Here is a 13,858-nt window from a genome sequence, read left to right on the forward strand (position 1 = left end):
AAAAGGATTGCGGAATTGCCGGTAGTTTTTATCAAGCGATCGAGCGACCCAGAAACTCAACAGCAGCAACGGATGACGGTTTACTCAGCAGGCGCCGTCGCGCGAATCCGCGCAACGCTCGCCGTGACATCCCGCCATGCGGGCTTGCCGCCCGCGAACTGCCCACGCAGGTACGACACGAGTTCGGCCACCTGGGCGTCGTTGAAACTGTCGCGGTAAGCGGGCATCGTACCGAGTTCGGGTCGAGCAGGCGAGCCGATCCCGTCCAGAATCACACGAATCAGATTATCCGGCGTGGCGCTGTGCAGATTCGTATTGAGCGCCAGCGAAGGATGCGCGCCGAACAGTTGCGGTCCGTTGCCGGTGTGATGACACGCGGCGCACGCGCCGTCGAACAGCCGCGCGCCGAGGCCCGTCGCCGTTCCGGTAATCGTGCTGGCCTGTTCATACTCGCGCGCCATCTTCCCGGGATCCGCGTTGGGCTCGAGCGGATTCAACGAAGCGAGATACGTCGCCATCGCGCGAATGTCGCTGTCGGGCAACGCGGCCAGATCGCCGACCACCGGCGCCATCGGCCCCGCCGCCACGCCGTGCAGCGGCGCATGACCATGACGCAAATAGCTGAACAGTTCGTCCTCGCTCCACGGCACCGGCGCGTTCGAAAGCGTCGACAGCGCGGGCGCCTCCCAGCCGTCCGCGAAGCCGCCGCCCATGAACGCCGCGCCGGTTTTCTCCGCGCCGAACGCGTTGCGCGGCGTGTGGCATGCGCTGCAATGGCCAAGGCCGTTCACCAGATACGCGCCGCGATTCCATTGCGCGCTCTGCATGGCGTCGGCCGTGAACGTGTTACGGCCCAAAAAGAGGCCGTTCCACGCGGCCATCAACGGACGCACGCTGAACGGAAATCTGAGTTGCGTTTCCGGCGGACGCGAACGCACCGGCGTTTGCGCCATCAAGTACGCGTAGAGCGCTTCCAGATCGTCGTCGGACGTGTTCTTGAACGACGTGTACGGAAACGCGGGATACAGACGATGACCGTCTCGGCTGATGCCTTGCCGCATCGCCCGCACGAAAGCATCGAGCGACCACGTGCCGATTCCCGTCAGCCCGTCCGGTGTGAGGTTCGTGCTATAGACCGTGCCGAACGGCGTATCGAGCGCTTTGCCGCCCGCGTTCGGCACACCGTTGTGCGCCGTATGGCACACGGCGCAGTTGCCGAGCGAAGCGAGCAGCCTGCCGCGCTCGATCAACTCGGGCGCAAAAGCACTCGCGAGCGGCGGCGTGATCGGCGCGATGCTGTGAGGCGTCAGCGCGAGCGCACCGAGCCAGCCCGCCGCGCCCGCGGCAAACGCGCCCAGCACGCCCCAACGCCAGCGTTTCTTTTTGCGCGCCGCCGCTTCTTCGGCCTGCGCGTCGGCTAGTGCTGCACGAATCGTCTCCGGCGTGAACGGCGGCCGACGAAAACGCACACCTGTCGCGTCAAACAGCGCATTCGCAATCGCCGCGGCGCCCGGCAACGAAGCGGATTCGCCCGCGCCCATCGGCGGCTCGCCGTGACGCGGCATCATCACGACGTCGATCACCGGCACTTCGCGAAACGTCAGGATCGGATACGCGCCCCACTCCTGGCTCGTCACCGCATGCTTGCCGAACGTCACGCGCTCTTTCAACGCGCGGCTCGTCGCCTGAATCACGTTGCCGTGTATCTGATGACGCACGCCGTCCGGATTCACCATCGTGCCGGTGTCCTGTCCGACCACCACGCGCGTCACCGCCAGTTCGCCGCTCTTGCGATTGACCTCGACATCGGCGACCCACGCGGACCACGCCGCGCCGAAGCCTGGAAACTTGCTGTGCACATAACGCGCGTAAGCGAAGCCTCTGCCGCGCGCGATGTCGCCCTCGTCTTCCGCTTTGGATGCAACCTCACGCGGTGCCCAGCCGGCCTTGTCCGCGACCGCCTTCACCAGATCGATCGCACGAGGATCGGTCAGATGCCGCAGCCGGAACTCGACGGGATCGACGCCGGCCTCGGCCGCGAGTTCGTCGACAAACGATTCGTGCGCGAAGGTATTCGGCAACGCGGATACGCCCCGCAACCAGGACGCCCGCACGATCGGCGGCGTGTCGTCGCACACGATGCGCATCGTGCGGTAGTCGTAGGGCGGCACTGCCGTGCGGTCGCCCATTTCGAACACCTGCGGCTGCGCGGCAATCGTGCCGGTCAGCAGCAGCGCGAGCGTGGGTGCGTCGTTCGATGGATAACGCGTCGCGAAGTCGTACGCCGCGAGTTCACCGTCGGCGTTCAGCGCACCGCGCACGTCCATCAATTGCGCGGCGCCCTTCGGCTCCCACGCGTGTTCGTCTTCGCGAGACAACTGCACGCGCACCGGCGCGCCGCACTCGCGCGACAGCAACGCGGCGTCGGCGGCGACGTCGTCCGCGCAATTGCGGCCGTAGCAGCCCGCAGCTTCCATCCGCACGATCTCGATGTGCGCTTCGTCTAGTGCCAGCAGCAAAGCCAGGTCGGCGCGCAACGAATGCGGATTCTGCGTGCCGGACCAGACCTTCAGTGTGCCGTCGCGATAATCGGCAACCGCGCACGAAGGTCCGATCGATGCGTGCATCTGAAACGGCCATACGTAGGTGCGTTCGAGCACGCGAGCACCTTGCTGTTTCAGCGCGGCGTCGACATCGCCTTCGATCAGCAGATCGCGCCGTTGCGCCGGATTCGCCCTGAGCGCGGCCTCCACTTCCTCGCTGGTTTCGAGCGACGGCAAACCTTCCACTGTCTTCCAGCGCGCGTCGAGCCGCTTGACCGCCTGCTGCGCGATCTCCTCGCGCTCGGCCACGATGCCGACGAAATCGCGGATCACCACCACCTTGACGATGCCGGGAAGATCGCCGATCGATGTCTCGTCGACGTGCAGCAAACTATGGCCGATGAACTCGCCCTGCGCGACACCCGCATACGGCGGACGCACCACGCGCCCATGCAGCATGCCCGGCAGGCGCAAGTCGTGCACGAAACTCAATTCGCCGGTGGCCTTCGCGGGGATATCGACGCGCGGCGAACTTTTGCCGACGATCCTGTATTGGTCCGGTGACTTGAGCGGCGCATCGGTAGTGAGTTGTAATTCGATGCGTCGTCCGCTCACCAGTTCGCCGTAGCCGATGCCGATGCCGTTTGCCAAAGCGGCAGCAAAAGCAGACGCAGAACCAGAATCCGCACCGCGCCGAAACACCACACCGTCGCGCACGTCGAGTTCGTCGGCACTCACCTCGAGACGACGCGCCGCCTCCGCCAGCAGAAACTGCCGCGCCTGCGCCGCCGCCTGCCGCAACGGCACGGCCGAAATCTGGATGGTTGCGCTCGCGATCGTCGGCCCCTGATTCGGCGCTTCGTTCGTGTGTCCCAGCACGAGCGACACGCGCGTCAACGGCACGTCGAGTTCTTCCGCGACGATCTGCGCGAGCGCGGTGCCGATGCCCGTGCCGAGATCGACGTGTCCGTTGAACGCAACCACACTGCCGTCGTCGCGCACGACGAGAAACATGTCCGCTTCGGTCGGCACGAACGAAGAGCGCGAACCCGGCTGACCAATCGCGGCGCGCACCGGCGCCTGCGGCGGCCGCGTGACGATCAGCACGTTGCGCGCGTCGTAGAGTTGCTGCCGCGACGGCGGCGCGGCCCGGCGATCGACGCTGAGATCCGGCCCGGTCATACGCGCGCTCCCCGCTCCCGCGACGCTTGCTCGGCGAGCAATTGCGCGGCGCGCTGCACCGCCCGCACGATCTCGACATGCGTGCCGCAGCGGCACAGATTGCGCGACAGTTCGCGCCGGATCGTCTCGTCACCCGGATGCGGATCGCGATCGAGCAACGCCTTGGCGGTCATGATCATGCCGTTCAGACAATAGCCGCACTGCGCGGCCTGTTCTTCGATAAACGCCTGCTGCACCGGATGCAGCGCGGCACGCGAGCCGAGTCCTTCGAGCGTGGTGATCTCGCGGCCCAACGCGACCTTCGCGGTGGTCACGCAGGAGCGCGTCGGCATCCCGTCGAGCAATACCGTGCAGGCGCCGCATTCGCCGAGACCACAGCCGAATTTCGGACCGTTCAGCGCGAGGTCGTTACGCAGCAGATAAAGCAGCGGCGCGTCGGCGTCGGCGCTGACCTTATGCGTCGCGCCGTTCACGTTGAGCGTGAGGGTCTGCACGCGGCTCATCGAAGCGCTCGCCCTATGTCGCTGCCGCCGCGCGGATTCACAGCACCACCGGCACTTCAGTAGCCGGCGGCGTATTGCGGCTGCGCCGGCAACGGATCAGGCCATCGATCATCACCATGCCGACGCCGGGAATATCGCCGAGTTGCACGCTCTCCAGCAACGTGTCGGCCGCCGTGTGCTGCGCGCGGTCCATGAACACGAGATCGGCGGGACGGCCCACTTCGATCAGCCCTTGCCGCAAGTTGCGTTGCCGCGCGGTATTGCCGGTCGCGAAACAGAACGCGATTTCAGCGGGGACGTCGGCAAGGCTCGAAATCAACGCGATCATCCGCAGAATGCCGAGCGGTTGCACGCCGGAACCCGCCGGACTATCGGTGCCGAGAATGATCCGATGCGGACACTTGAGTTCGATCGCATGACGCGCGGTCAGCAACGCGATCCGCTCGTTGCCGTTGTGCACGATCTCGAGCGCGCGGCTCGATTGCTCGCACAGATCGCACACATGCCTGTACGACAGCGACGTATGGCCGCCGTTGATGTGGCCGATCACGTCCGCGTCGGCGGCGAGCACCACGTCGCGGTCGATCAGACCGGAGCCCGGAATCGACGGACCGCCCGTGTGGATCGTGCTTTGAATCCCGTACTTGCGCGCCCACGCGACCATCTGCGCCGCTTCTTCGCCGCCTTTCACGCTGCCGAGGCCGACTTCGCCGAGCAGCTTCACGCCGGCTTCGGACAACTCCTTGAAATCCTGCTCGACCATCCCCTTCTCGATCACCGGCGCACCGGCCATCACCTTCACGCCGCCGCCCACGCCGGCGCCGCGCATCCCTTCGAACGAGCGTTGCGCGGTGATCGCGAGCGCCTTCACACCGAGCACGTCTTTCGGGCGCCCCGGCAGATGCACTTCGCCTGCGGAGATCATCGTGGTCACACCGCCGTTCAGATTCGATTCGATCCAGCCCATCTGATTCTGACGTGGCGTCCAGTCGCCGAACACCGGATGCACATGCGAGTCGATCAGGCCCGGCGCGACCGCGGTGCCTTTGCAATCGATCGTGGTGCGCGCGCCTTCGAGGTCGCAGTCTTTCTCGCGACCGACGGCAACGATCACGCCGTCGTCGATCACCAGCGTGTTCGCGTCGAGAATCGGCTGATCGATGTCGCCAGATAACAGAAGCCCGATGTGAGTTACCGCGACCTTGCCCGACAAGCCTGTCAACGTCTCTGCTGCCATCTGCCTCTCCTTTCGCAACGACTGCCCGGCGCCGCGCGCGTGTCGACAACGCCGCACACGTGACGCACCGATGGAATCACACGCTCAGATAAGCGCGTCTGACGGTTTCGTTCCTGGCGAGTTCGCCGATCGTGCCGCTAAAGCGGATCTGCCCTTTTTCGAGCACATACGCGCGGTCGCTGACCAGCTCGGCGAAGTGCAGATTCTGTTCGGATAACAGAATAGACAGCCCTTCGCGCTTGAGTTCGAGAATCATGTCGGCCATCTGCTCGACGATCACGGGCGCGACGCCCTCGGACGGTTCGTCGAGCAATACCAGATACGGATTGCCCATCAGCGTGCGCGACACGGTCAGCATCTGCTGCTCGCCGCCGCTCATTTGCGCGCCGGGACGCTTCGGCATTTCGCCGAGATTGGGGAACAGACGAAACAGTTTCTCGGGCGTCCATTGCGGCGCACCTTCGCGCGGCGGCTGACGTCCGGTGTCGAGGTTTTCCATCACGGTCAGATCGGCGAACACACGACGGTCTTCGGGCACGAAGCCCATGCCCATCCGCGCGATCTTGTACGGCGGCAGCGCCGCGATGTTCTCGCCGCGAAAACGCACTTCGCCGTGCTTGCGCGGCAGCAAGCCCATCACGGCTTTCATCGTCGTCGATTTGCCGGCGCCGTTGCGGCCCATCAGCGCCACCACTTCGCCGCGGCCGACTTCGAGACCGACGTCGAACAGGATATGCGCGCGGCCATAGAACGCGTTGAGGCCGGAGACTTTCAGCATCGGCTCGCTCATTGCAACGCTCCCCCGCTCGCATCGCCATGCAACGGCGCACGCGGCTGAAACGTCTTGCCGGTGCCGAAGTACACCTCCTGCACGCGCACGTCGTTGCGGATCGTGTCGGCATCGCCTTCGGCAATCAGCTTGCCGCGCGCGAGCACGATCATCCGGTCGGCGTACGCGAACACGACATCCATGCTGTGTTCGGTGAAGAGCACGCCGATCTGGTGCCCGGTGACGAGACGTTTGGTCAGCGCCATCAATTCGTTGCGCTCCTTCGGCGCCATGCCGGCGGTCGGTTCGTCCATCAGCAGCAGCTTCGGACGGTTGGCGAGCGCGATAGCGAGCTCCACGCGTTTGACGTCGCCATACGCGAGCACGCCGCATGCTCGCTGTGCGTCGGCCGCCATGCCCACCTGGTCGAGAAGCGCGAGCGCTTCGTCCGCGTAACGCGAGCCCGCCGATTTCCACAGGCCGAAAGTCTTGCGCTCGCGAGAGACCAAAGCCATCTGCACGTTTTCGAGCACGGTCATCGAGTTGAAGGTCGCGGCGATCTGAAACGTGCGGCCGACTCCCAGACGCCAGATATCCCGCGGACGCATGCCGACGAGCTCCTGTCCGTCGAGCCGGATCGAACCGGCCGAAGGCTGCAACTGGCCGTTGACCATGTTGAAGCAGGTGGACTTGCCCGCGCCGTTCGGGCCGAGCAATGCGAGGAGTTGTCCGGCTTCGAGATCGAACGACACATCGTCGACAGCCTTCAGGCCGCCGAACGATTTGGAGAGGCCGGCCACGCGCAGCAAGCTCATAGCCCCTCCTCGATCGCGGCGGTTTGAGAGGGCGACGCCGTATTCTTCGCGATGTTGTCGGCAGCCGTTTCGTCGCCGAAACGCTCGCGAATGAAACCGACAATACCCTGCGGAAACGCGATCACCAGCAGCAGGATCGCGAATCCGAGCAACGCCTGCCAGTAATCGGTCTGCCGCGCGACGGTGTCCTGCAGCCACGTGAAAACCGCCGCACCGACAATCGGCCCGGTCAATGTCTGCAAACCGCCGAGCAACACCATCACGAGGCCGTCGACGGAACGGCTCACGCTAATCACTTCCGGCGAAATCGTGCCCTTGGAGAACGCATACAGCGATCCGGCGAGCCCGCAAAACAGCGACGCGATCACAAACGCGGCCCATTGCACGCGCTTTACGTCGATACCGATTGCCTCCGCGCGCAGCACCGAATCGCGCGACGCCCGCATCGCATAGCCGAGCGGCGAGAACAGCATCTTGCGCAGCAGCACCACGCCGATTACCGCGCACACCAGCGTCACATAGTAGAAAGCCACCGGCGAAGACAGCCAGTTCGACGGCCACAGTCCGAGAATGCCGTTGCTGCCGCCGGTCACGTCGTCCCACTGGAATACGACCGACCAGACGATCTGCGCGAACGCGAGCGTCAGCATCGCGAGGTAGACGCCGGAGAGCCGCACGCAGAACCAGCCGAACAGCAGCGCGCCGGCTACCGCGAGCAGCGGGCCGAGCAGCAACGCGGCTTCCATCGGCAGGTTCAGCACCTTCAGGAACAGCGCGGCACCATACGCGCCGAGGCCGAAGTAAGCGGCGTGTCCGAACGAATGCATGCCGCCGGGGCCCATGATGAAATGCAGACTCGTCGCGAACAGCACCGCGATCAGAATTTCGACGAGCAACACCGGCATATACGGAAACACGTTGGCCGCGAGCGGCGCGAGCAGCAGCACGAGCAACGCGATCGCGGCCAGCCATTTGAGCCGCTGGCCCGCGGGACGCAACGGCGTTTCGGGCGCGGCCATGCCGCGCACCGCGGCGCTCGCCTTGCCGAGCAGACCCCACGGCCGTACGACCAGCACCACCGCCATCACGACGAATTCGGCAACCAGCGTGAAGCGCGACAGCGACAAGCCGATGCCGAAGATCGTCACATGCCCGATGCCGATGCACAGCGCCTTGATCTCCGCGATGATCAGCGCGGCGACGAACGCGCCGGGAATCGAGCCCATGCCGCCGACCACCACGACAACGAACGCATTGCCGATCGTCTCCAGATCGAGCGACAGATTCGCCGACATGCGCGGCCCTTGCAGCGCACCGCCGAGTCCCGCGAGAAACGCGCCGACAAAGAACACGCCGGTAAACAACCATGCCTGATTGATGCCGAGCGCGCCGAGCATCTCGCGGTCCTGTGTGGCCGCGCGCACCAGCGTGCCCCAGCGCGTGCGCGTCAACGCATACCAGAGCAGCAGCAACACCACCGGCCCGATCACGATCAACGCGATATCGTAGGTCGGCAACGGATGGCCGAGAAAATCGACCGCGCCGGCCAGGTGCGGCGCGCGTGGCCCGAACAGGTCTTCCGGTCCCCACAGCCACAGCGCGGCATCGCGAAAGATCAGTACCAGTGCGAACGTAGCCAACAAGTGGAACAACTCAGGCGCCTGGTAGATACGACGCAACACGATCATCTCGACCAGCGCGCCGAGCACTGCCACCACCAGCGCGGCGGCCAGCACGGACAACCAGAAACCGCCGGACGTATGCCCGAAACGGCTCGCGACGCTATACGCGACGTAGATGCCGAACATATAGAACGAGCCGTGCGCAAAGTTGACGATGCGCGTCACGCCGAAAATCAACGACAGCCCGGCGGCGACGAGAAACAGCGTCGACGCGTCGGCGAGTCCGTTGACTAGCTGTACCAGCAAATTCGAAAGCATCGCAACCCTTGAATGACTTAGCGCAAACCGTCTTCGCCTTTGATCTCGCTCACCTGCAAGCCGCCGATGCGCGGCAGCGGCCGGCCCGACGCGGTAACCGCCACCGCCACGACGATTTCATTCGCGCGCGGCGCGTCCGACACGCGCGCTTCGATCGCGTCGAAGTGACTGCGCACGAAAGCGGCGTCTTTGTGGCCGAGCGGCACGTCGATTGCGGTGCCAAGCGTACCCATTTTTTTCGCCGACGGCACGAGCGCCGCGCCTTTTTCGACCGCTGCCCGCAACGGCGCGCCAAGCTTCGGATGCAGGATCGCCGCCGCGTGTTCCAGTTCGCCTGCCTCGCCGACGATCGCCGCCTTGCCGTAACTTTGCGCGTCGCCGGGTTCGATGCCGAGTGCTTCGACGCAGCGCGCGCCGAGCAGGCCGCCCAGTTCCTCGCCGGCTTCGATCAGCGCGTCGAGCTTCGCTTCGTAGCGGCCCGCGTATGGATTGTCGATCACCGCGATCGCCACCGCACGGCGCGCGGGCGGCTCGACGGTCTGGCCCATTTCGATCCGCACTTCATCTACCTGCACGATCAGCTTGCGAAGCCTGATTGCCATTTCGCTCTCCGAGTTTCGATGGGGTAAAACCGCGCTGCGCTCAGCGCAAGCCGTCCTTGCCGACGATCGCGTCTTTCGCGAGTCCGCCGACTCGCGCATGCACACGCTGCCCGGTGCTCATCACGAGGATATAGACCAGTTCGTCGGCGGCGGGCGCGGCGGGCACGCGTACTTCGATCGCGTCGAAGTGGCTGCGCACATAGCTCGCGTTGACATGCGTGAGCGGCACGTCGAGCGCGGTGGACGGCGCGCCGACTTTTTTCGTCGACGGCACGATCGCGTTGGTCGGCACGCCGTTTTTCTCGAGCAGTTCGCGCATCGCATAGCCGCCAGGCACATGCCACAACGCGCCGTGTTCGAGTTCGCCGCGCGAGCCGATGATCGCGCCCTTGCCGTAGCTTTCGATCGACGCGTGCGGCACGGCCATCGCCGCGAGCAACCGCTGCGCCATATCGAAGCCGATTGGTTTCAGCGCTTCCATCGCGTGCTCGATTTTCGCTTCGTAGCGGCCGGCGAACGGGTTCGTCATGACGGCCGCGATTGCACCGCGCCGCAATGGTTGCGCGGGCGCAGGACCGAATTCGTGGAAGATGTCTTCTACGTGCGTCAGCACGCGGCGTATGTCGAACACGGAGCCTCCGTTGTTGTTGCGGCGCGCGGTGCGAGCAGCCCGCGGGTCCGATGAATACCGACCACGCGCGTGCGCCCTTGCAGAAACAGCGCAGCGCCTTCGATCACACCTTGTTCGACCAGGCGCCACGCGATTTCCACGCCACGGGCCAGCGCGAAATCGATCAGCGGTAGCGGCAAAACCGGGACGTCGACCGTCACTCGCAATTCGCCCAGATCGCTATCGTCTTTCAACGACGAAGCCGGCCGGCGCACGATGCCCGCATGATCCAGATCGACCGCGTTCGCGATCATTGTCGCGGCTGCGTCGGCGGTTGCTGCGTCGCGGGCAAGCACGGTCACGCTATCGGCGATGCCGAGACTGAAACTGCGGCCACGCCAGCCGCTCGTCGCGATGCCGCGCACCGGCGTGCTTGCGTCGAGCGTCAGGTTCGCATCGAGCGGCTGCTCTTCCGCTGCTGTACGAGCCGAGTATTGCGCGAGATCGGCGAACACGCCGATCCGATACCGCTGTCCTTCCGACAAATACAGCGCGATGTCGCCACCGTTGTTGATGAACGCGCGCGCGACGCCTTGCCGCGCGAACACCGCGATCAGTTCATCGGCGACGCTGCCGGCCACCGCGGCCATCGGTGTGATGAAGCGCGCACGGTGCGCGTGGCTCGCGTTCCACATCCGTCGAGCGACCGCGCCTTTCAGCGGGCAATCGCTCAATGCCGCATCTTCAGAAACGGCCTGCCGCAGCAGCTTCAATTCACTCACCAGTTCCGGCAGCACATCGACGAAACGCGACCAGCACGCGTGATACGCGGCGTCCACTGCTGCGGTTTCGCCATCGGCGCTGAGGATCAGATCGATCGGACCATGCTGCCAGTGCCAGCGTGTCGCGTCGAGCCGGTTGCGGGTTGCGTTCATCGTGTGTGACGGAGATTTTGGGTGACGGCTCGTGGCGGTTCGCTCGTGGCGGTTGTTAACCAGACAAAGACGGTACGACAAGCGGCCACGGATTCTCAGCATTGCGCGCCAGCGTGCGCCGCGCGAGCGGCGCGCCTTCCGTATGCTCCGGCCCGTCGGCCAGCACGCTTTGCAGCGAACGCACCGCATCGAGATGACCGCCCAGATCGCGATACGCGTCGTACGTCATCGTGAATTCGATCGGCGCGACGATCGCCGGCGTAGGCACCGTGCCGAACGAACGATCCGGCATGCGCGACACGTCCACCATCACCGTGATGCCGCCACCCGGCCACACATAAGCCGGCGCGCCGCCGCATGTCACGTTCACCAGTTTCCGTTTGATCGCGCGCGTCAGCAATACCGGGTTTTCGGTAGCGCCCGCGCGCAAACTGCCGCCCGCACCGCCGAGAAACAGCACCGTAGCCAGCGACGGCTCGCAGTTCTCGCCGATCCGCTCGACCGTGCGGCGTACGGTCTCGGGCATCGCCGCCATGCGCGGCACGAGGTGCTGATCGAGTTCGTACCACTGCGCGTGTTCGCCGGTCGTCGACACCATCAGCACGCGCATGCCGGGTTTCGCAAGCGCCGGATCGAAACCTTCGACGATCGCGAGCGGGTCCTGAATATCCGTGCCGCCCCAACCGGTGCCCGGATTCGCCACCTGAAAATAACGCCCCGGCGTCGACTTCCTGCCGCGAATCTTCAGACCTGAACGCGTCATGCCGAGACAGCGGCCGGCCTGATGTTCGGTGAGCACGCCGGTAATGTGATCGTCGACCACCACGACTTCGTCCACGTGACCGAACCATTGCTTCGCGAAGATGCCGATGGTCGCCGAGCCGCAGCCCACGCGCATGCGCTGCTCTTCCACGCCGTCGACGACCGGCGCCGCGCCCGCGCGAATCACGAGGCTCGCGCCGCCGTCGATGCTCAGTTCAACCGCCTCCTTATTGCCGAGCGCGAGCATCATGTCGCAGGTTACGCGACCTTCTTTCTTGCTGCCGCCGGTCAGATGATGGACGCCGCCCACGCTCAGCATCTGCGAGCCGTATTCCGCGGTGGTCACGTGGCCGACGATTTCGCCCTGACAGCGCACGTTCGATTGCTCCGGCCCGAGAAAGCGGTCGGTATCGATTTTCACCTTGAAACTGCAATAGCTGAAAATGCCCTCGGTGACGACGGTGATCATGTCGACGTCGTCGCGCTTCGACGCCACGATAAAGGGCGCGGGCTTGTAGTCGGGATACGTGGACGAAGCGCCCACTCCAGTCACAAACAACGCCTGTTCGGCTGCGGGATCATGCGCTTCGGAAGATGCACCAAATGTGACCGTGGCATTCGCCGTGCTTGCGTCCACTTCGGAAGACGAAGCCGTCCGCGACAGAAACAACACCGGATCGACGCGAATCAACCGGCCGTCCGCATTCGCATAGCGATCGCAGGCGCCCGTGCGGCCTGCGGATATCTGACACAACACCGGACACGCATTGCACTCGATCTTGTTCGACGCCATGCGCTCGCTGCGCGGCGCCGCTTTTTCGAGCACGGTCGGTCCCGGCGTCGACGCGGTTTCGCCGTCGACACGCTCCGCACCGAAATCGACCTTCGTATGTTCTGTCATGGTTGGGGTTCCCATACGACATTACAAGCACGACATGACAAGCGGTGCTGCCCGGCTCACGAATAACCCTTGTTTACAGGTACTTTCTCGCGATCCGTCTATTTTCCATGTTGCGGTCACTCACCGTTCGTGTAGTATCTGCCACACCAAACCTGAATGAAATCTACTCGATCAAAATAGACTGCGCAACGAGTTTTCCGACGGGTCGATGCGAGTAGACGAATGGTGCGGCGCGGCATCATCACGCGCGGTGCATGTCGCGGTACAGTCGCTAACCTGACTCTAACGAAGAGATCCGAGACCGCCATGAGTCCCACTGCGGCCCGCAAGCCGGGCGCTACCGGCATCCGTGCGAAACAGGCGCAGGACACCCGCGCCAAAATTCTGAAAGCCGCGATCAAGGTATTCGCGAAGCAAGGCTACGCAAGCGGCCGGGTCGAGAGCATTTCCAAAGCGGCGCATTCGCACGACCGCATGATCTACTACTACTTCGGCAGCAAGGAACAGTTGTTCGTCGAAGTACTGGAAACCATCTACACGCAATTCAACGAAGCCGAAAGCAAGCTGAATCTCGATCTCGACGATCCCATTCACGGGCTCGAACAGATGGTCGAGTTCGTGTGGCAGTACTACCTCGATCATCCCGAGTTCGTCACGCTGCTGTCGAGCGAGAACTTGCATCAGGGCAAGCATGCGAAGAAATCGTCGAAGCTGAAGGAGATTTCCGGCTACGCGATTTCCGTCGTGCAGCAGTTATTGGATGCGGGCCACGCGCAGCGCGTATTTCGTGCCGACGTCAAAGCGCGCGACGTGTATTTGATGATCGCGTCGCTCGGCTATTTTTATAATGCCAACCAGTACACGTTGGGCGCGTTTCTCGGCGAACCGCTGATGGACAAGGCCGCACTCGCGCATTGGCGCGAGGTCATCAAAGACACTGTGTTGCGCGCGGTGCGTTTGCAATTGCCGGCTGATGCGGCTGTGTCGACTGAACGTCCGCGCGAACGTGGAGCCGCATAAAAAAACGCGCGCTGTTTTATCAGCGCGCGCTTTTCAACA

General features: G+C 64.3%; 11 protein-coding genes. 1 reads left to right on the forward strand and 10 read right to left on the reverse strand.

Translation table 11 applies throughout. The annotated features are described in order from the left end of the window. Positions 1–80 precede the first annotated feature (80 nt). The 10 genes from PQQ51_RS09480 to PQQ51_RS09525 all read right to left on the reverse strand — a co-directional run bounded on the left by PQQ51_RS09480 (position 81) and on the right by PQQ51_RS09525 (position 12,799). Positions 81–3,725, reverse strand: a complete 3,645-nt coding sequence (locus tag PQQ51_RS09480) for a molybdopterin cofactor-binding domain-containing protein (protein ID WP_408496511.1) — start codon at positions 3,723–3,725, stop codon at positions 81–83. After that, entirely contained in the window at positions 3,722–4,228 is a 507-nt protein-coding gene (locus PQQ51_RS09485) for a (2Fe-2S)-binding protein (RefSeq protein ID WP_408496512.1), read from the reverse strand. Before PQQ51_RS09485 ends, PQQ51_RS09480 begins: the two co-directional genes overlap by 4 nt. Positions 4,229–4,265: 37 nt before the next feature. Beyond that, positions 4,266–5,465 carry an amidohydrolase family protein gene (locus PQQ51_RS09490; protein ID WP_408496513.1) on the reverse strand — a complete coding sequence of 400 codons (1,200 nt, stop codon included), beginning with the start codon at positions 5,463–5,465 and terminating at the stop codon, positions 4,266–4,268. A gap of 76 nt (positions 5,466–5,541) precedes the next feature. Then, on the reverse strand, positions 5,542–6,255 hold the full coding sequence (locus PQQ51_RS09495) for an ABC transporter ATP-binding protein (RefSeq protein WP_408496514.1): 714 nt from the start codon (positions 6,253–6,255) through the stop codon (positions 5,542–5,544). Next, the gene (locus PQQ51_RS09500; protein ID WP_408496515.1) at positions 6,252–7,049 is read right to left on the reverse strand and encodes an ABC transporter ATP-binding protein; all 798 of its coding nucleotides are present in this window, start codon (positions 7,047–7,049) and stop codon (positions 6,252–6,254) included. Before PQQ51_RS09500 ends, PQQ51_RS09495 begins: the two co-directional genes overlap by 4 nt. Next, a complete protein-coding gene (locus PQQ51_RS09505; RefSeq protein ID WP_408496516.1) occupies positions 7,046–8,989 on the reverse strand; it encodes an ABC transporter permease in 1,944 nt (647 codons plus the stop codon). The genes PQQ51_RS09500 and PQQ51_RS09505 overlap by 4 nt, the downstream gene beginning before the upstream one ends. Before the next feature lie 17 nt (positions 8,990–9,006). Then, on the reverse strand, positions 9,007–9,591 hold the full coding sequence (locus PQQ51_RS09510) for an amino acid synthesis family protein (RefSeq protein ID WP_408496517.1): 585 nt from the start codon (positions 9,589–9,591) through the stop codon (positions 9,007–9,009). A gap of 40 nt (positions 9,592–9,631) precedes the next feature. Next, positions 9,632–10,222 carry an amino acid synthesis family protein gene (locus PQQ51_RS09515; RefSeq protein ID WP_408496518.1) on the reverse strand — a complete coding sequence of 197 codons (591 nt, stop codon included), beginning with the start codon at positions 10,220–10,222 and terminating at the stop codon, positions 9,632–9,634. Further along, the gene (locus PQQ51_RS09520) at positions 10,198–11,136 is read right to left on the reverse strand and encodes a UPF0280 family protein (RefSeq protein ID WP_408496519.1); all 939 of its coding nucleotides are present in this window, start codon (positions 11,134–11,136) and stop codon (positions 10,198–10,200) included. Before PQQ51_RS09520 ends, PQQ51_RS09515 begins: the two co-directional genes overlap by 25 nt. Before the next feature lie 55 nt (positions 11,137–11,191). Then, positions 11,192–12,799, reverse strand: a complete 1,608-nt coding sequence (locus tag PQQ51_RS09525; RefSeq protein ID WP_408496520.1) for a 6-hydroxynicotinate reductase — start codon at positions 12,797–12,799, stop codon at positions 11,192–11,194. 306 nt (positions 12,800–13,105) lie between these two features. Between PQQ51_RS09525 and PQQ51_RS09530 the strand changes: the two genes are divergently transcribed. After that, entirely contained in the window at positions 13,106–13,819 is a 714-nt protein-coding gene (locus tag PQQ51_RS09530) for a TetR/AcrR family transcriptional regulator (RefSeq protein WP_408496521.1), read from the forward strand. Positions 13,820–13,858 lie beyond the last annotated feature (39 nt).

It is taken from the genome of Paraburkholderia xenovorans, from assembly GCF_046030735.1.
GTDB classification, from domain to species: domain Bacteria; phylum Pseudomonadota; class Gammaproteobacteria; order Burkholderiales; family Burkholderiaceae; genus Paraburkholderia; species Paraburkholderia xenovorans_A.

What these genes read in the sequence shown, in the direction of transcription:
- PQQ51_RS09495 (WP_408496514.1), bottom strand. Translation starts at nt 6,255, where the DNA reads ATGAGCGAGCCGATGCTGAAAGTCTCCGGCCTCAACGCGTTCTATGGC.
- PQQ51_RS09525 (WP_408496520.1), bottom strand. Translation starts at nt 12,799, where the DNA reads ATGACAGAACATACGAAGGTCGATTTCGGTGCGGAGCGTGTCGACGGC.
- PQQ51_RS09485 (WP_408496512.1), bottom strand. Translation starts at nt 4,228, where the DNA reads ATGAGCCGCGTGCAGACCCTCACGCTCAACGTGAACGGCGCGACGCAT.
- PQQ51_RS09500 (WP_408496515.1), bottom strand. Translation starts at nt 7,049, where the DNA reads ATGAGCTTGCTGCGCGTGGCCGGCCTCTCCAAATCGTTCGGCGGCCTG.
- PQQ51_RS09520 (WP_408496519.1), bottom strand. Translation starts at nt 11,136, where the DNA reads ATGAACGCAACCCGCAACCGGCTCGACGCGACACGCTGGCACTGGCAG.
- PQQ51_RS09530 (WP_408496521.1), top strand. Translation starts at nt 13,106, where the DNA reads ATGAGTCCCACTGCGGCCCGCAAGCCGGGCGCTACCGGCATCCGTGCG.
- PQQ51_RS09490 (WP_408496513.1), bottom strand. Translation starts at nt 5,465, where the DNA reads ATGGCAGCAGAGACGTTGACAGGCTTGTCGGGCAAGGTCGCGGTAACT.
- PQQ51_RS09480 (WP_408496511.1), bottom strand. Translation starts at nt 3,725, where the DNA reads ATGACCGGGCCGGATCTCAGCGTCGATCGCCGGGCCGCGCCGCCGTCG.
- PQQ51_RS09505 (WP_408496516.1), bottom strand. Translation starts at nt 8,989, where the DNA reads ATGCTTTCGAATTTGCTGGTACAGCTAGTCAACGGACTCGCCGACGCG.
- PQQ51_RS09510 (WP_408496517.1), bottom strand. Translation starts at nt 9,591, where the DNA reads ATGGCAATCAGGCTTCGCAAGCTGATCGTGCAGGTAGATGAAGTGCGG.